Origin of the sequence: Lysobacter sp. Root916 (assembly GCF_001429785.1) — a bacterium.
Classification (GTDB): Bacteria; Pseudomonadota; Gammaproteobacteria; order Xanthomonadales; family Xanthomonadaceae; genus Lysobacter.
This window is the reverse complement of record NZ_LMJF01000001.1, coordinates 1,427,185-1,442,513: the sequence shown is the minus strand read 5'-3', so window position 1 is coordinate 1,442,513 and position 15,329 is coordinate 1,427,185. Positions and strand designations below refer to the sequence as shown.

The 15,329-nt window shown below is 69.1% G+C and carries 17 protein-coding genes; 5 read left to right on the top strand and 12 right to left on the bottom strand.

Annotation, left to right across the window (positions count from 1 at the left end):
* Window positions 1–49 precede the first annotated feature (49 nt).
* From ASE35_RS06515 to ASE35_RS06460, 12 genes are all read right to left on the bottom strand, one after another.
* Window positions 50–661 carry a cysteine dioxygenase family protein gene (locus tag ASE35_RS06515; RefSeq protein WP_056175306.1) on the bottom strand — a complete coding sequence of 204 codons (612 nt, stop codon included), beginning with the start codon at window positions 659–661 and terminating at the stop codon, window positions 50–52.
* Window positions 662–725: 64 nt separating this feature from the next.
* Window positions 726–1,859, bottom strand: coding sequence for a homoserine O-acetyltransferase (locus ASE35_RS06510; RefSeq protein ID WP_057163267.1), 1,134 nt, complete (start codon window positions 1,857–1,859; stop codon window positions 726–728).
* 291 nt (window positions 1,860–2,150) lie between these two features.
* Complete coding sequence (locus tag ASE35_RS06505; RefSeq protein WP_235570003.1) at window positions 2,151–3,152, bottom strand: tetratricopeptide repeat protein; 1,002 nt, start codon at window positions 3,150–3,152, stop codon at window positions 2,151–2,153.
* A complete protein-coding gene (locus ASE35_RS06500) occupies window positions 3,152–3,637 on the bottom strand; it encodes a cytochrome c-type biogenesis protein (protein ID WP_057163265.1) in 486 nt (161 codons plus the stop codon). Before ASE35_RS06500 ends, ASE35_RS06505 begins: the two co-directional genes overlap by 1 nt.
* Window positions 3,638–3,807: 170 nt before the next feature.
* On the bottom strand, window positions 3,808–4,353 hold the full coding sequence (locus tag ASE35_RS06495; protein WP_056175291.1) for a DsbE family thiol:disulfide interchange protein: 546 nt from the start codon (window positions 4,351–4,353) through the stop codon (window positions 3,808–3,810).
* Window positions 4,350–6,395, bottom strand: a complete 2,046-nt coding sequence (locus tag ASE35_RS06490; protein ID WP_082576303.1) for a heme lyase CcmF/NrfE family subunit — start codon at window positions 6,393–6,395, stop codon at window positions 4,350–4,352. The genes ASE35_RS06495 and ASE35_RS06490 overlap by 4 nt, the downstream gene beginning before the upstream one ends.
* A gap of 135 nt (window positions 6,396–6,530) precedes the next feature.
* The gene (ccmE, locus tag ASE35_RS06485; protein ID WP_056175289.1) at window positions 6,531–6,998 is read right to left on the bottom strand and encodes a cytochrome c maturation protein CcmE; all 468 of its coding nucleotides are present in this window, start codon (window positions 6,996–6,998) and stop codon (window positions 6,531–6,533) included.
* Window positions 6,995–7,168, bottom strand: a complete 174-nt coding sequence (gene ccmD, locus ASE35_RS06480; protein ID WP_056175286.1) for a heme exporter protein CcmD — start codon at window positions 7,166–7,168, stop codon at window positions 6,995–6,997. Before ccmD ends, ccmE begins: the two co-directional genes overlap by 4 nt.
* Window positions 7,165–7,932: a heme ABC transporter permease CcmC gene (gene ccmC / locus ASE35_RS06475; protein ID WP_057163264.1), complete on the bottom strand. Its 768-nt coding sequence runs from the start codon at window positions 7,930–7,932 to the stop codon at window positions 7,165–7,167. The genes ccmD and ccmC overlap by 4 nt, the downstream gene beginning before the upstream one ends.
* Window positions 7,933–8,050: 118 nt before the next feature.
* Window positions 8,051–8,776 carry a heme exporter protein CcmB gene (gene ccmB / locus ASE35_RS06470; RefSeq protein WP_056175280.1) on the bottom strand — a complete coding sequence of 242 codons (726 nt, stop codon included), beginning with the start codon at window positions 8,774–8,776 and terminating at the stop codon, window positions 8,051–8,053.
* A complete protein-coding gene (gene ccmA / locus ASE35_RS06465) occupies window positions 8,773–9,417 on the bottom strand; it encodes a heme ABC exporter ATP-binding protein CcmA (RefSeq protein WP_056175277.1) in 645 nt (214 codons plus the stop codon). The genes ccmB and ccmA overlap by 4 nt, the downstream gene beginning before the upstream one ends.
* Before the next feature lie 82 nt (window positions 9,418–9,499).
* Window positions 9,500–9,973: a DUF3293 domain-containing protein gene (locus ASE35_RS06460; RefSeq protein WP_057163263.1), complete on the bottom strand. Its 474-nt coding sequence runs from the start codon at window positions 9,971–9,973 to the stop codon at window positions 9,500–9,502.
* A 206-nt stretch (window positions 9,974–10,179) separates the two neighbouring features.
* Here ASE35_RS06460 and ASE35_RS06455 point away from each other — a divergent pair, with 206 nt between their 5' ends.
* The 5 genes from ASE35_RS06455 to ASE35_RS06435 all read left to right on the top strand — a co-directional run bounded on the left by ASE35_RS06455 (window position 10,180) and on the right by ASE35_RS06435 (window position 15,312).
* Complete coding sequence (locus ASE35_RS06455; protein WP_057159478.1) at window positions 10,180–11,328, top strand: pyridoxal phosphate-dependent aminotransferase; 1,149 nt, start codon at window positions 10,180–10,182, stop codon at window positions 11,326–11,328.
* Between the two features lie 387 nt (window positions 11,329–11,715).
* Window positions 11,716–12,207, top strand: coding sequence for a hypothetical protein (locus tag ASE35_RS06450; RefSeq protein ID WP_056176666.1), 492 nt, complete (start codon window positions 11,716–11,718; stop codon window positions 12,205–12,207).
* A 95-nt stretch (window positions 12,208–12,302) separates the two neighbouring features.
* On the top strand, window positions 12,303–13,277 hold the full coding sequence (locus ASE35_RS06445; protein WP_056175266.1) for a type IV secretion system protein: 975 nt from the start codon (window positions 12,303–12,305) through the stop codon (window positions 13,275–13,277).
* Entirely contained in the window at window positions 13,274–14,053 is a 780-nt protein-coding gene (locus ASE35_RS06440; protein WP_056175263.1) for a TrbG/VirB9 family P-type conjugative transfer protein, read from the top strand. The genes ASE35_RS06445 and ASE35_RS06440 overlap by 4 nt, the downstream gene beginning before the upstream one ends.
* Window positions 14,050–15,312, top strand: coding sequence for a TrbI/VirB10 family protein (locus tag ASE35_RS06435; RefSeq protein ID WP_056175260.1), 1,263 nt, complete (start codon window positions 14,050–14,052; stop codon window positions 15,310–15,312). Before ASE35_RS06440 ends, ASE35_RS06435 begins: the two co-directional genes overlap by 4 nt.
* The last annotated feature ends 17 nt before the right edge of the window (window positions 15,313–15,329 follow it).

The window sequence follows — 15,329 nt, the reverse complement described above, 5'->3', positions numbered from 1 at the left end:
TCGCGACTCACGTCGCTCCCACAGGAGGCATGCGCTACGGTGCGGCCGATCAGGCCGCTTCGTCGGTCTTGAGGGTCTTGTCGACGCGTGTAAACCATTCGCCTTCGTGCGGCACGAACATCGAGCAGGCTTCCATCGGCGCCTTGTAGATGTGCAGCGAGACGGCGACGTTGTCGCCGCTGGCGTTGCGGATTGTGTGGTACTCGTGCGGCGGGATCAGGCTGCCGGCGCTGCCGGGGCCGGCGTGCATACCGCCGGCGGCGCGGAAGCGGAAGTTGTCGCCGTTGCGCTCCAGCAGTTCGAACTGGGTGATTTCCAGTTCGCCGTCCCAGACGCCTTCCACGCACCACAGGCCGCAGTGGTCGTGCACCGGCGTGCCCTGGCCCGGGCCCCAGGTCATGGCGACCACGCTGTAACCCAGGCGCGGGCTGCGGTAGATCTCGCGGCGCGCGTAGTGGTCGTCGATGGCGTCGAACACGCAATCGGGCAGTTGCACGTCGCGGTCGCGGATCATCCGGCACAGCGTATTGCGCAGCGCCGAGGTGACCGCATGTTCGTCGCCGGCGTTGACGGCGTCGTCGATGGCCGCGACCAGCTTGTCGTGGCCGGGGAAGTCGAGATCCGGAAGGACCTCGGCCTGATGACATCGGGTTATGTCCATATAACCATTCTAGCGGGTCGCGGGCACGCCGGCACGTGACGGCGCGGCCCCGGACCGGTGGGCGTCACAACTGGGCGAGAAAGCCCGCCACCGCCGGTCCGAAGCGGCCGATATCGACCAGGAAGGCATCGTGGCCCTGCGGCGATTCCAGCGGCAGGAAGCGCGCGTCGGCGCCGCCGGCGCGCAGGCCGTCGGCGATCTCCTCCTGCTGCTGCAGCGGGAACAGGATGTCGGTGCGCACGCCGATCGCCAGGGCCTGCTCGATGCGGATCTTGGCCAGGCCGGCGCGGGTGTCGGCCGGGCCGGCGTCGTCGGCGCCGCGCGCGTAGTCGCCCAGGTCGAACCAGTCCATGGAGCGGCTGAGGTAGAGATAGCAGTTGGGGTCGAAGCGACGCACGAAACGGCGGGCGTGGCCTTCGAGATAGCTTTCGACCTCGAACTCCAGGCCGAAGGGCTCTTCGTCGGCGCGGTCGGAGTCCAGGCGCACGCGGCCGAAGCGGCCGTCCCATTCCAGCGCCGAGCGGTAGGTGATCACGCCCAGCTTGCGCGCCATGCGCATGCCGGCTTCGGGGTAGCTGCGTTCGTCGTAGCGGCCCTGGTACCAGTGCGGATCCAGGCGGATCGCCTCGCGCTGCAGCGAGCGGATCGCGATCGAGAACGGCAGCGCGCGCGCGGCGCCGGAGATGTTGATGTGGCTGCGGGCGATGCCGGGGTGGCGGATCAGCAGCGCCAGCGCGGTCATGCCGCCCATGGAGTTGCCGATCACGCAGGCCAGGCGCTCGATGCCCAAGCCGCGTACCACCACGGCGGCGGCGTCGGCGCCGTCCTCGACCGACAGCTCGGGGAAGTCCAGGCGGTAGGGTTCGCGGGTGGCCGGGTTGATCGAGGCCGGGCCGGTCGAGCCCTTGCAACTGCCCAGCGAGTTCACGCAGATCACGAACCAGCGCTCGCTGTCGATCGGCTTGCCGGGGCCTAGCATGGCCTCCCACCAGCCCGGTTCGGGGTTGTCGGCGTTGGCCGCGGCGTGGGCGTCGGGCGAGAGGCCGGTGACGATCAGCACCGCGTTGTCGCGCGCGGCGTTGGGTTCGCCCCAGGTTTCGTAGGCGACGCGGGCGCCGTCGAGGCGGCCGCCGCGCTTCATCGGGAAGCCGTCGGGCAGGGCGAAATAGCGGGTGCCGGGCGGAATGAATTCGGTCATGCCGGGTTGCTGCCTTCCTGGTTGCGGGCGCGGCGCGCTGCGTGCGGCGCCGGCGCTAGGGGGACCATTTTGCCTGGGTGGGGCGGCGGGGGTAAGGCGCGGGTGGGAATGGGGGCATGCCGTAGCGCGTACCACGCGCTGCGAGGGCGCGAGTCGCTTGGGATGGCGGCGCGATGTTCGCGCCTTTCGCTTGCGCCGGCCCTCACCCCAATCCCTGTCCCGGCCCAAACGGCCCGCGCCGGGCGTTCGCAGGCGCGCCCGCCCGCGCGGGAGAGGGGCTGGCGGCAGGCTTTATGGAACGACCTGGTCGATGGTGATCTCGAGCGTGCTCTTGCTGTCGGTGCGCACGGTCTGCGGCTTGGAGGCGAGGTCGCCGCTCTGGGCGATCGCCTGGCCGGAAGCGGATACGCGCGCGAGTACGGCCACTTGCTGCAACTGCGACAGCTTCAACGTCGGCATCGGGCTGTCGCCGTCGTCCAGCACCACCTCGACCGGGAAATCCTTGGCCCGCAGCTTTTCGACCGCGACGGGCATCGGCGGGCCGTCGGGCTGGCGCGCGAGCACGAACAGGCTGGCGTCGGCGGGCAGCTTCGCGGCCAGCGCGGGCGCCAAAGCGACGCGGATTTTAAGTCCGCCGGCGGAAGCCGCGGCGGGCGGCGCGGGCAGCGGCGGCTGACCGGCGTCCTTGCGGGCGGCGTCGATCTGCTCGCGCAGGCTGGCGGCGGTGCGCGGATCGACCACGGCCAGCAGCGGCTCCCAGGTGCGTGCGGCCTCGGCCGGCTGGTCGGATTGGCGCAGCGAGATGCCGAGGAACCAGCGCGCGCGCTGGTGCATGGGCTGGATATCCAGCGCGCGCCGCAGCGAGGCGACCGCGGCCGGATCGAACTTGCGGCCGTCGGTGGCCAGCGCGCTGATCTCCGCGCTTTCCACCAGCAGATCGGGATCCTCGGGCGCCAGCTTGAGCGCGCGCGCGATCGCCGCGCGCGCCTTGTCCAGGCGCCCGGCCTCGGCGTAGGCGCGCGCGAGCAGGCGCCAGCCGTCGATGCGATTGGGTTCGCGTTCCAACTGCGCTTCGAGCTGGGCGATCGCATCCTGCGCGGTCGCGGGCGGATCGCGGCGGGCCGGGTTGAGCGCGTCGGGGGTGCCGATCAGGGCGTAGGTCAGACCGGTGATCGCGGCCAATCCGACGAACACGCCGGCCGCGGCGACCGGTTTGGCCCGCCACAGCGGTCGCAGCACATAGGCGAGCACCAGCAGGACCAGCGCGGCGCTGGCCAGTACGAACGCGGTCATCACCATTCCTCGTTGTCGTCTTGGTCGTCGGCGCCCGGGCGCTCGGCCGACGCGGCGCGCGCGCGGCCGCGCACGATGACCGCCAGCGCGGCGCCGCCGGCCAGCAGCACCAGGGCCGGGCCGAACCACAGCAGCCAGGTCTTGGATTCGACCTGCGGGCGGTACAGCACGAACTCGCCGTAGCGCGCGACCAGGAACTGCTTGATCGCGCGGTCGTCCTTGCCCTGGCGCATCAGCGCCAGCACTTCGCGGCGCAGGTCGTGGGCGATCTGGGCGTTGGATTCGGCCAGCGACTGGTTCTGGCACATCACGCAACGCAGCTCGGCGGCCAGGGCATGGAAGCGGGCTTCCTCGGCGGCATCGTTGAATTGCAGCGGGACCGGATCGTTGGCGGGCTGGGCGGCGAGCGGGGTGGCGATGGCCAGCGTCAGCGCGGCGCCGACCAGCAGGCTGCGCAAGGCAACAGCAAATCCCCCTCGGCCCATCCGGCCAGCGGGCACCGCCCGCTGGCGTTCAGTCGCGCACGAACCTGCGGTTCGTAAACGCGCGCCTTCGCCCTTTTTCAAAAGGGGAAGACCAGCGGCGGCTGCGAGCCGGGGAGCAGGGCGTCGGCTGTTCCCCCTTTTGAAAAAGGGGGGCAGGGGGGATTTGCTCCTCATCGCGTCTTCTCGACTTCCGTCAGCGCCGGCAGCAGCTCGTCGCGGATGGTGGCTTCGCTCATCGGACCGACGTGCTTCCAACGCACCACGCCCTTGGCGTCGACCAGGAAGGTCTCCGGCGCGCCGTAGATGCCCCAGTCGATCGCGACCTTGCCGTCGTAGTCGGCCAGCACCATCCAATAGGGATTGCCGTACTGCTCCAGCCAACGCATCGCGTCGGCGTGCTCGTCCTTCCAGTTGAAACCGATCACGCGCACGCGCTTGGTTTCGGCGAAGCGGGTCAGCACCGGATGCTCGTCGCGGCAGGCCGGGCACCAGCTGCCCCAGACGTTAAGCAGATAGGGCGAACCGCGCAGCTGCTCGGAACTCATCAATCGCCCGGCCTCGTGCAGCACCGGCAGCGAGAACGCGGGCGCGGGCTTGCCGATCAGCGGCGATGGCAGGGCTTCGCGATTGGGATTGCGGCTCAGCCACACGCCGGCGGCGAGCAGCACGGCGAGCGCGGCGAACACGGCCAGGGGCAACCAGCGACTCTTGTTCATGCTCGGTCGCCTCCCAGGGCGGCATCGTCGCGCGCGCCGTCGGCGAGCGCGCTGCGGTTATGGGCGAGGATCGGGTCTCGCGGCGGCGTCGCGTCGCGCGCGGGTTCGGACTCGACGGCGAGCTTGGGGCGGAAGCGGCGGTCGGCCGCGGCCACGAAGCCGCCCAACATCATCAGCAGCGCGCCGGCCCAGATCCAGCGCACGAAGGGCTTGATATGCACGCGCATGGCCCAGGCGCCGTCGCCCAGCGGTTCGCCGAGAGCGACGTAGAGATCGCGACTCAGGCCGGGATCGATCGCGGCCTCGGTCATGACCTGGCCGCCGCTGGCGTAGGCGCGCTTTTCCGGATGCATCACCTGCAGCAGGCGGTCGTTCTCGAACACGGTCACGGTGCCGCGGTCGGCTTCGAAGTTCGGGCCCTGGCGATGGGCGACGCCGTCGAAACGGAAGGCGTAGCGGCCGACCTCGACGGTCTGGCCTGGCGACAGCGCGAGCTCGCGTTGTTGGCTCAAACCTTCGGTCAGCAGGGCGCCGATCAGGAACACCGCGACGCCGGCGTGGGCCAGGGTCATGCCCAGCATCTCGGCGGTGTAACGGGTGCCGTCGCCGCGCAGGCGCGTCCACACGAAACGCAGCGTACCGGCCGCCACCCAGACCGCGCCGCCGATGCCGGCGGCGACTTTCCACGCGCCCTGCGGGGCCATGAAGTAGGCGCCGATCGCCGCACCGATGGCCAGACCGGCCCAGGGCAGCAGCATCGCGGCCGGGCGCGAGAGCTGCTCGCGCTGCCAGCGGAACAGCGGGCCGAACGGCAGCAGCAACACCAGCGGCGTCATCAGCAGCACGAACATCAGCGCGAAGTAGGGCGGGCCCACCGACAGCTTGCCCAGCTCCAGCGCGTCGGCCAGCAGCGGGTACAGGGTGCCCAGCAGGACCATCGCGCAGGCGGTGGTCAGCAGCAGGTTGTTGGCCAGCAGCAGGGTCTCGCGCGAGCTGGCCTGGAAGGGTTTTCCGGAATCGGGCTGGCCCGGCTCGTCGGAGGGCGCGCGCAGCGCGTAGAGCAGCAGCGAACCGCCGATCACGATGCCGAGAAAGATCAGTACGAACAGGCCGCGCGAAGGATCGGCGGCGAAGGCGTGCACGCTGGTGAGCACGCCGGAGCGGACCAGGAAGGTGCCCAGCAGCGACAGCGAGAAGGTGGCGATCGCCAGCAGCAGGGTCCAGCCGCGGAAGCTGCCGCGCTTCTCGGTCACCGCCTGCGAATGCAGCAGCGCGGCGCCGGCCAGCCAGGGCATGAAGCTGGCGTTCTCGACCGGATCCCAGAACCACCAGCCGCCCCAGCCCAGTTCGTAATACGCCCACCACGAGCCCAGGGCGATGCCGAGGGTGAGGAAGGCCCAGGCGATGTTGGTCCAGGGGCGCGTCCAACGCAGCCAGCGCGCATCGATCTTGCCATCCAGCAATGCCGCGATCGCGAACGCGAACGGCACCGCGAAGCCGACATAACCGATGTAGAGCATCGGCGGATGGATGATCAGGCCCGGGTCCTGCAGCAGCGGATTGAGATCGCGGCCTTCGACCACCGCCGGCAGCAGGCGCGCGAACGGATTGCTGGTGAAGATCAGGAACGACAGGAAGCCGACGCTGACGATGCCCATCACTCCGAGCACGCGCGCGATCACCGGCTGCGGCAGCGCGCGCGAGTAGCGCGCGACCGCGCCGGTCCACAGCGCCAGCACCAGCGCCCATAGCAGCAGCGAACCCTCGTGGGCGCCCCATACCGCCGAGTAGCGATAACCCATCGGCAGCAGCGAATTGCTGTTCTCGGCCACGTAGCGTAGCGAGAAGTCCTGGACCACGAAGGCGTGGGTGAGGATCGCGAACGCGCCGGCGACCAGCGCCAGTTGCGCATACGCGGCCGGGCGCGCGAGCGCCATCCAAGGGCCGATGCCGCGGTGCGCGCCCAGCAACGGCAGCAGCGCCTGCAGAATGGCGATCAGCAGCGCCAGGATCAGGGCGATCTGGCCGAGTTCAGGCAGCATGTCTGGGTTCCGAAAAGCGTGGGCTGGCGTTCAAGCGAGCCAGGCGCTGGAGTGCATGCGCGGCAGCGCCTGCGACGGACTTGCGCGCGGACGACGTGCTGGCGATAGCGCGGCGCGCAGCGATGCCGGTCCGCATCAACGCATCGGCTCCGTGCCGCCCGGCGCGGCGACGTCGTGCTTCTTGTGCGCCATGCCCATCTTGTCGGCGACTTCCTTGGGCATATAGGTTTCGTCGTGCTTGGCCAGGATTTCCTCGGCCACGAAGCGGCCGTCCTGCATGCGTCCGGTCGCGACCACGGCCTGCTTCTCGCGGAACAGGTCGGGCAGGATGCCGGTATAGACCACGGGCATTTCGGCGTCGCCGTCGGTGACGCGGAAATGCGCCTCCAGCGAGCCGGTCGCGCGCTTGAAGGAGTTGGCCGCGACCATGCCGCCGAGGCGGAAGCGGGCATGATCGCCGGCCTCGCCGCGCAGCACTTCGCTGGGCGTGTACAGATAGGCGACGTTGCGCTGCAGCGCCATCGCCACCAGGGTCACGGCGATGGCGGACGCGGCGACCAGCGCCAGTACCCACAACAGACGACGGCGACGGGTCGGATTCATCGGCTCAATTCACTCGTTTGGCTGCGTGCGGTCTGGCTGGCCTGGCGCGCCGCGCGTGCGCGCGCATTGCGCAGCTCGCGGCGGATCTGCAGGCGGGTGGCGACGAAGTCCCAGATCAGCACGAGGGCGAACACCGCGTAGGCGGCGATGACGTAGTTGAGGTAATTCATGCCAGCGGGCCCTCGCCGCGCGATACGCCGGCCAGTTGCGCGACCCAGGCCTTGCCCGATTCGCGGCGCAGGTTGTCGGCGCGCGCGCGCGCCAGCAGGGCGCCGACGAACCACAGCTTGGTGCCCACGATCATCCAGATCAGCGGCGCGATCATGCTCGCGTCCATGCTCGACTCGCCCAGCAGGCGGATGGTCTGGCCCTGGTGCAGCGAGTTCCACCATTCCACCGAATAGCGGATCACCGGCAGCAGGACCACGCCCACGATCGCCAGCAGGCCGGCCGCGCGCGCGGCGGCGCGGCGGTCGTCGATGGCGTTGTACAGGCCGATCACGCCCAGGTAGAGGAACAGCAGGATCAGCTCGCTGGTCAGGCGCGGGTCCCAGTCCCACCAGGTGCCCCACATCGGCTTGCCCCAGATCGAACCGGTGGCCAGGGTGATCAGGGTGAAGCCGGCGCCGATCGGCGCGCAGGCCATGGCCAGGATCTCGCACAGCTTGATCCGCCAGATCAGCGCGATCGCGGCGTAGATGGCCATCAGCGCGAACACCGCCATGCTCATCCAGGCGCTGGGCACGTGGATATAGAGGATGCGGAAGCTGTCGCCCTGTTGGTAATCGGCCGGCACCACGAACAAGGCGCCGTACAGGCCCCAGGCCATGACCAGCAGGCCGGACAGGTAAGCCCACGGCGCCCAACGCGCGGCGAAGCGGTCGAAGGTGGGCGGCGAACCGAGTTGGTGGAACCAGCGGACGAGTGGATTCATGCAGCGTTTCGGTCCGTCCCGGCGACGGGCGTGTTGGGGGCGCGGCGGTTGGACCGCGCGGGCGGTGATCGGTTCGTCGCGGCCGGGTTCGGGGTCCGGACCGGCCGCGGGCGAGCGGTCAGTTCAGGGCGATCCGGATCGCGGCAGCGGCGGCCAGCGGTGCCAGCACCAGCGCCACCACCAAGCCGGCGCCGAGCATCAGCAGCCCGCCGGTGGCGTCCAGCCCCTGGGCCGAGGCGGCCACGCTGCCGGCGCCGAACACCAGCACGGGCACGTACAGCGGCAGCGCCAACAAGGCCACCAGGATACCAGAGCGCCGCATGCCGACCGTCAGCGCGGCGACCACGGCGCCGAGCAGACTCAGCAACGGCGTGCCCAGCGCCAGCGAGGCCAGCAGCACCGGCAGCTGCGCGCGCGGCAGGTGCAGCAGCTCGGCCAGGAACGGCGTGGCGATCAGCAGCGGCAGGGCGGTGGTGGCCCAGTGCATGAAGGTGCGCACCGCGACCAGCCAGCCCAGCGGCACCGGCGCCAGCATCCACTGCTCCAGCGAGCCGTCCTCGGCATCGCCGCGGAACAGGGTGTCCAGGGCGAGCAGGCCGGCCAGCAGCACCGACAACCACAGCACCGCGCCGGCGACCTTGGATAAGGACTGGGCCTCGCCGCCCAGGGCGAGCGCGAACAGCACCACCACCAGCAAGGCGAACAGGGCCGGCTGCAGGGCATCGCCGCGGCGGCGCCAAAGCAGGCGCAGATCGCGCGCGAGCAGGGCGCGCGCGGCGCCGATCAGGCCGGGCAGGGCGGCGCTGCCGGGGCGCTGCGCGCGGACGGTCGGGTTCGGGGTCATGCGGGTTTCTCGAGCATCAGCATGCGCGTGCGCACCGGCGGCGCCGCGTAGGCGCCGTGGGTGGTGACCAGGGCCGCGCCGCCGTCGCGCAGGTGCGCCTGGACCATGCGGTTGACCAGTTCGATACCGTCCAGGTCGAGGTTGGCGTAGGGCTCGTCCAGCAGCCACAGCGGCGCCGGCGACATCCACAGCCGCGCCAGCGACAGGCGCTTCTTCTGTCCGGCCGAGAGCTGGCGCGCCAGCGCGTCCTCGTAGCCGGCCAGGCCGACGATCGCCAAGGCGTTCTCGGGCAGCTGGGCGCGGCGGCGGCCCTGCAGACCGCACAGGAAATTGAGGTTCTCCAGCGCGCTCAGATCGGCCTTCAGCCCGGGCAGATGGCCCAGGTAGGCGATCGCGCGCGCCCGCCGCGCGGCGCGCGCGCGTTCGCCGTCGATGTCGATCTCGCCGCCGTCGGCGCGCAGCAGGCCGGCCAGCACCCGCAACAGCGTGGTCTTGCCGGCGCCGTTGCCGCCCTGCACCAGCAGCGCTTCGCCGGCATCGACGGAGAAATCCAAGGGCCCGAACACGGGTTCGTCGTTGCGCGCGAAACGCAGGCCGCGGGCTTCCAGCAACGCAGGGGCGGGGCGGTCGAGTGGTGTCATCGGTCGGGCGCGGGCGGCGGTGGGCCGCGTAGCCGGCTAGTTTAGCGCCAGTCGCGCGCCGCACCCTTGCCCGGGACGGCGCTTAGGGCACGACCCAGTCGGTATGGGCCTGCGTCGCGACCGCGGCCGGCGTCGCCAGCAGCATGCGCAGGCGCACCGGCTGGCCGCGCCGCCAGGCCAGCACCGCGGCTTGGCCGAAGTCGGCGGCCAGGCGGTCGGCGGCCGACTGTTCGATCCCGCTCAGCAGCCAGCCCGGTTCGCGCCATTGGCCGTCGGGCGCGCTGGCCCAGGCCGCCTGGCGGGCGATGCCGGCCGCGTCCAGGCGCGCGACCAGAGCCGCGTCGGCGGCCTCGTTGGCTGCGTCCGAGCGCGGCTCCGAGGCCGGGTTCCAGGCGCTGACCAGTACGTAGGCCGCGGCCGGCAGGTAGGCCTCCAGGTCCGGCGCGGGCTCGCCGACCCGCAGTGCGATCGCATCGCCGTCGACGACCACGGCATAGCTCGCCGCGGCGTACAGGGCGGCCAGCTCGGCGGCGTCGACGATCTGGATTTCGCGCATGCGGTCAGTCTGGTGCCGCTCGCACCGGCGCGCAAACGCAGGCCGACGGACGGCGGCGCCGTCGCGCTGACGCTGAGAGAAAACCCCTATGCGAGGCGGGCATGGCGCAGCCGCATGAGCCGGTTCCGCATCGTCATGCCGCCTTCCTTATATGTTGCAACGACGATTCCGTACACTCGGCATCCCCCTCGCCACGTTCCGGATCCATGAGCCCCGAGACCAAGCTGCCGAAGGTCGGCACCACCATCTTCACCGTGATGTCGCAGCTCGCAGCCGAGCACGGCGCGGTCAACCTGGGCCAGGGCTTCCCCGACTTCGAGGTGCCCGCGCGCCTGGTCGACGCGCTGACGCGGGCGATGCGCGAGGGCAAGAACCAGTACGCGCCGATGACCGGCATCCCGGCCCTGCGCCAGGCGATCGCGGCCAAGACCGAGCGCTGCTACGGCCACCGCCCCGACGCCGACAGCGAGGTCACCGTGGTCTCCGGCGCCAGCGAGGCGATCTTCGACGCCATCCACGCCGTGGTCCGGCCGGGCGAGGAAGTGATCGTGCTCGACCCTTGCTACGACAGCTACGAGCCTTCGATCGATCTGGCCGGCGGCCGCGCGGTGCACGTGCCGCTGGACCCGCGTACCTTCGCGGTGGATTGGGATCGGGTGCGCGCGGCGGTGACGCCCAAGACCCGCATGCTGATGATCAATTCGCCGCACAACCCGTCCGGCGCCATGTTCACGCCCGACGATATCGCCCACTTGAGCGCGCTGCTGCGCCAGACCGGTATCTATCTGCTGTCGGACGAAGTCTACGAACACATCGTCTTCGACGGCGTGCGCCACGAGTCGGTGCTGCGCTACCCGGAGCTGCGCGAGCGCGCGTTCGTGGTCTCCAGCTTCGGCAAGACCTACCACTGCACGGGTTGGAAGATCGGCTACTGCATCGCCCCGCCGGCGCTGTCGGCCGAATTCCGCAAGGTCCACCAGTACAACAGCTTCTGCAGTTTCGCCCCGGCCCAGTGGGCGTTCGCCGAGATGATCGAGGCCGAGCCGGAGCACTACGAGCAGCTCGGCGCCTTCTACGAGGCCAAGCGCGATCGGTTTCGCGCGCAACTATCCGCGACGCGTCTGCAGGCGCTGCCGGTGGCCGGCGGCTACTTCCAACTGGTCGATTATTCGGCGATCAGCGATCTCGACGACGTCGCGTTCTGTCGTTGGCTGACGATAGAAAAAGGTGTGACCGCGATCCCATTGTCGCCGTTTTACGAGTCCGCACCGGCCAATCAACGCCTGGCTCGGCTCTGTTTCGCCAAGAACGAAACGACCTTGGATGCGGCGATCGAGCGTCTAATTGGCTTGTAACAGACGCCGTGCGGCACAAATGCACACTTAAGTTGCGCCAACCTATTGCTCATCGGTTTAAGTTCGGGCTAACCTTCAGTGACGAGCGTCGCATAGCTCGTTAACAATGTGGCCGTGGTGTAAGGGGGGAGTTCATGGACAGAACGATTTTCTCTAGTCGTTCATCGGATGCGACGTCGTCGCCGTCCGGTGCGACGAGAGCACGCGCGGCCCGCGCCGTCGGGGAGACGGCGCCCGGAACCGCATACCGACCGAGCTGCGTCCGGTCATCTCAATTTCACTGATCTAGACGATGGTGGCGCGAGCGCACCGGCGATGCCGGCCGCGTCCGCCACCTTCAACGATCGGTGCGCGCGTCAATTCAAGACTATTGGGGAAAGCGTGAGTATCTCTACTGCAACCAGTCATCGTGTTTGGGTCGCGGCGTTGTTGGCCGTCGCTTTGGTCGGCTGCGCGTCGCGCCCGGCTCCGGATTTCGGCGGTCGCTGGAAGCCGGTCAACCATTTCGCCGCGGTTCCTGACGAAATCCCCCTGCAAAAGACCTACGTCTACTACCCGTCGCCGATGGACGGCACGCTGAAGACGATGCTCGAGCGCTGGTCGCAGGATTCGCAGATGCCGCTGTCCTACCTGCATCCGTCCGATTTCACCCTGCATCAGGCCGTGGCCCAGATCCACACCACCAGCGTCCAGGACGCGGTCGCCCAGCTGAGCTCGGCGTATTCCGCCCAGGGCGTGTCGGTGACGGTCGAGAACGGCCAGATCGTGGTCCGCGCGGCGACGCCGGCGGCGAGCTCCGCGTCGATGTCGGGCGAAACCGCACCGTCGTCCGAGGCCGCCCAGGCCGAGGCGGCGCACGTGGCCGGGGTCGCGCCGTAAACGCGCGCACGTCGTCGTCGCGCGCGGTCGTGGCCTGTCGGCCCGCGCGCGCGACAGGCGACGCACTTTCCATGCTCGTACTGGATGCAGCCTAGATGTTCGGAAAGAAAGCAGTCACTCCTCAAGTGGAGAACGCGGTCGCCAAGGCCGTGAACTACGAAGTCACCGTCGCCGATATCGCACGCCGCAGCGAAAAGCGCGCGTGGATCGTGGCGTGGGCGGCGATCCTGATGGCCCTGATCCTGGCCGGCGGCTATTTCTACTTCCTGCCGCTGAAGGAAAAGGTGCCTTACCTGGTGATGGCCGACGCCTACACCGGCACGGTCACCATCGCGCGTCTGCGCGACGACTTCGCCAACCCGACCATCGCCGCCAGCGAGGCGCTCAACAAGAGCAACATCTCGCACTTCATCATGGCGCGCGAGTCCTACGACTTCTCGCAGATCGGCGAGCGCGACTGGTCCACGGTGTTCGCGATGGGCACCCCGCAGGTCACCAGCGGCTACAAGCAGCTGTACGACAGCACCAATCGCAACAACCCGATCACGTTGTTCGGCAAGACCAAGACCGTGCGCGTGAAGATCCTCAGCATGCAGCTGCACGGCGCGTCCAATACCGACGACAAGACCAAGACGGCGACCGCGCGCTTCCAGCGCACGCTGTACAACAAGGAAAGCGGCGCTTCGGAGCCGCTGGACAGCAAGATCGCGACGATCGAGTTCCTGTACAAGTCGAACCTGAAGATGGACGAGAACAACCGCGTCCTCAATCCGCTCGGCTTCCAGGTCACCGGCTATCGCGTCGACAACGACTACGCCGCGTCGCCGCCGGTCAATACCGGCAGCGAATTCCCGGTGCCGACCCAGGCAGCTCCGGCCGCGGCGCCCGCCGCCGTGCCCGGCCAGCCGGTCGATCCCAACCTGGTTCCGGCCGCGCCGCAGCCTGGCATGCCGGCACCCGCCGGCGCCGTGCCGCAACCCGGCGCGCCCGCCCCCAACACCGTCAACCCGGCGACGCCGCCGGCCGCACCCGCACCGACCGGTAATGCGAATGGAGTCAGCACCCGATGAATTGCCTGCGTAAACATCGCCTCGCCGCCGCCCTGTTGCTTCTGGCGCTCGCCGGCTCGGCGCTACCCGCCGCGGCCCAAGTGGTCCAGGAATACGAATACGAACCCAGCCGCATCTACCAGGTGCGCACCGGTCTGGGCATCACCACGCAGGTCGAGCTGGACCCGAACGAGGTCATCCTCGATTACAGCACCGGCTTCAGCGCGGGTTGGGACCTGAGCCGTCGCGACAACGTCTTCTATTTGAAGCCGAAGAACGTCGACGTCGACACCAACATGATGATCCGCACCGCGACCCACTCCTACATACTGGAGCTCAAGGTCGTCGCCACCGACTGGCGCGTGCTGGAGCAGGCCAAGCAGGCCGGCGTGCAGTACAAGATCAAGTTCGTGTATCCGAAGGACACCGAGTTCGCCGCCGCCAAGGCCAAGGAAGCCGAGGCCCCGGTGCCGGAGATCAGCACCGCGCTGGACAAGAACCGGCTGTACCACTTCGACTACCAGTATTCGACGCGCAGCGCCAAGAAGAAGGCCTGGCTGATTCCGGTCAACGTCTACGACGACGGCCAGTTCACCTACGTCAAGATGAGTGGCCTGAAGGACCTGCCGACCGGCAACTTCCCGGCGGTGTTCGCGCGCGAACGTGAGAGCGGCGAGGACTTCGTGGTCAACACCACGGTCGAGGACAACACCATCGTCATCCACGGCACCTATCCCTACTTGATCATCCGCCACGGCAAGAACGTCGTCGGTCTGCGCAGGAACAAGCAGAAATGAGCCAACACATGCCGCCCAACCAGGGCCAGCCCGACGAAAACACCGGCGCTCCGCAGGATCAGCAGAGCTACGGCTACACCGGCGCCAATCCGTACTACGGCCAGCAGTCGAACGCCCAGCAGGCGCCCGACCTGGACGCGGGCGCGCCGCTGCTCAAATCCAGCGACGTCCAGAAGCTCAACCGCAAGGCCCTGCTGTTCCTGGCCGGCATCGTGGTGCTGCTGGTGTTCGCGGCGGTGTGGATGTTCACCCGCGCGACCTCCAGCGAAGACGACAAGGCCAAGGTCGAGGAAGAGGTGGTCAACATTCCCGAGCTGCCCAAGGCCGCTTCGGATGTGGCGCCGCCGCTGCCGCCGGAGCAGGTCTCGGATCTGCCGCCGGTGCCGCTGGCCCCGGAAATGCCGCCGCCGCAGCAGAACGACGCGCCGCAGATGGTGGTCGAGGACACCGGTCCGCGCGGTCCGACGCTGATGGAGCGCCGGATGATGAACAGCGCCGACGGTTCCGGCGCGGGCGGCATGACCCCGGGTCAGGCCGCGACCGCCGGCATGACCCCGCCGGACGAGTACGCCAAGCAGATGATGGCGATGGTGCCCAACGCCAACGGCCAGATGCCGCAGCAGGGCCCGCAGCGCGAGGCGGCGGCCGTGGCCAGCGCCAAGCCGATCTACAACCCGGACACCCTGCTGGTGCGCGGTACCTACATCCGCTGCGTGATGGAGACCCGCATCGTCACCGACGTGTCGGGCTTCACCTCCTGCATCGTCACCGAGCCGACCTACTCGATCAACGGCCGCCGCCTCTTGCTGCCCAAGGGCTCCAAGATCTCCGGCCGCTACCAGAACGAGAACATCAACGGCCCGCGCGTGTCGGTGATCTGGGACCGCATCACCACCCCGACCGGCATCGACGTGAACATGGCCAGCCCGGGCGTGGACAACCTCGGCGGCGCCGGCCATCCGGGCGACTACAACGCGCATTGGGGCAGCCGCATCGCCTCGGCGCTGATGATCAGCCTGATCGCCGACGCGTTTAAGTACGCCGCGGCCGAGAACGGTCCGGAAACCAACACGATCGCCCCGGGCGGCGTGGTGGTGCAGAGCCCCTACGAGAGCGTGACCGCGCGTTCGGTCGAGCGTCTGGCCAACCAGGCCCTGGACAAGAGCGTGAACCGTCCGCCGACGGTGACGATCAACCAGGGCACCGTGGTCAACGTTTACGTGGCCAAGGACGTCGACTTCTCGTCCATCATCCGCTGATGATGGACGGGGAGACG

Bases quoted from the DNA above. Each gene is read 5' to 3' on its own strand.
- ASE35_RS06495 (WP_056175291.1), bottom strand. From the start codon at position 4,353: ATGAACAAGAGTCGCTGGTTGCCCCTGGCCGTGTTCGCCGCGCTCGCC.
- ASE35_RS06510 (WP_057163267.1), bottom strand. From the start codon at position 1,859: ATGACCGAATTCATTCCGCCCGGCACCCGCTATTTCGCCCTGCCCGAC.
- ASE35_RS06515 (WP_056175306.1), bottom strand. From the start codon at position 661: ATGGACATAACCCGATGTCATCAGGCCGAGGTCCTTCCGGATCTCGAC.
- ASE35_RS06460 (WP_057163263.1), bottom strand. From the start codon at position 9,973: ATGCGCGAAATCCAGATCGTCGACGCCGCCGAGCTGGCCGCCCTGTAC.
- ASE35_RS06500 (WP_057163265.1), bottom strand. From the start codon at position 3,637: ATGGGCCGAGGGGGATTTGCTGTTGCCTTGCGCAGCCTGCTGGTCGGC.
- ccmC (WP_057163264.1), bottom strand. From the start codon at position 7,932: ATGAATCCACTCGTCCGCTGGTTCCACCAACTCGGTTCGCCGCCCACC.
- ccmE (WP_056175289.1), bottom strand. From the start codon at position 6,998: ATGAATCCGACCCGTCGCCGTCGTCTGTTGTGGGTACTGGCGCTGGTC.
- ASE35_RS06440 (WP_056175263.1), top strand. From the start codon at position 13,274: ATGAATTGCCTGCGTAAACATCGCCTCGCCGCCGCCCTGTTGCTTCTG.
- ccmA (WP_056175277.1), bottom strand. From the start codon at position 9,417: ATGACACCACTCGACCGCCCCGCCCCTGCGTTGCTGGAAGCCCGCGGC.
- ASE35_RS06490 (WP_082576303.1), bottom strand. From the start codon at position 6,395: ATGCTGCCTGAACTCGGCCAGATCGCCCTGATCCTGGCGCTGCTGATC.
- ASE35_RS06505 (WP_235570003.1), bottom strand. From the start codon at position 3,152: ATGACCGCGTTCGTACTGGCCAGCGCCGCGCTGGTCCTGCTGGTGCTC.
- ASE35_RS06455 (WP_057159478.1), top strand. From the start codon at position 10,180: ATGAGCCCCGAGACCAAGCTGCCGAAGGTCGGCACCACCATCTTCACC.
- ASE35_RS06445 (WP_056175266.1), top strand. From the start codon at position 12,303: ATGTTCGGAAAGAAAGCAGTCACTCCTCAAGTGGAGAACGCGGTCGCC.
- ccmB (WP_056175280.1), bottom strand. From the start codon at position 8,776: ATGACCCCGAACCCGACCGTCCGCGCGCAGCGCCCCGGCAGCGCCGCC.
- ccmD (WP_056175286.1), bottom strand. From the start codon at position 7,168: ATGAATTACCTCAACTACGTCATCGCCGCCTACGCGGTGTTCGCCCTC.
- ASE35_RS06435 (WP_056175260.1), top strand. From the start codon at position 14,050: ATGAGCCAACACATGCCGCCCAACCAGGGCCAGCCCGACGAAAACACC.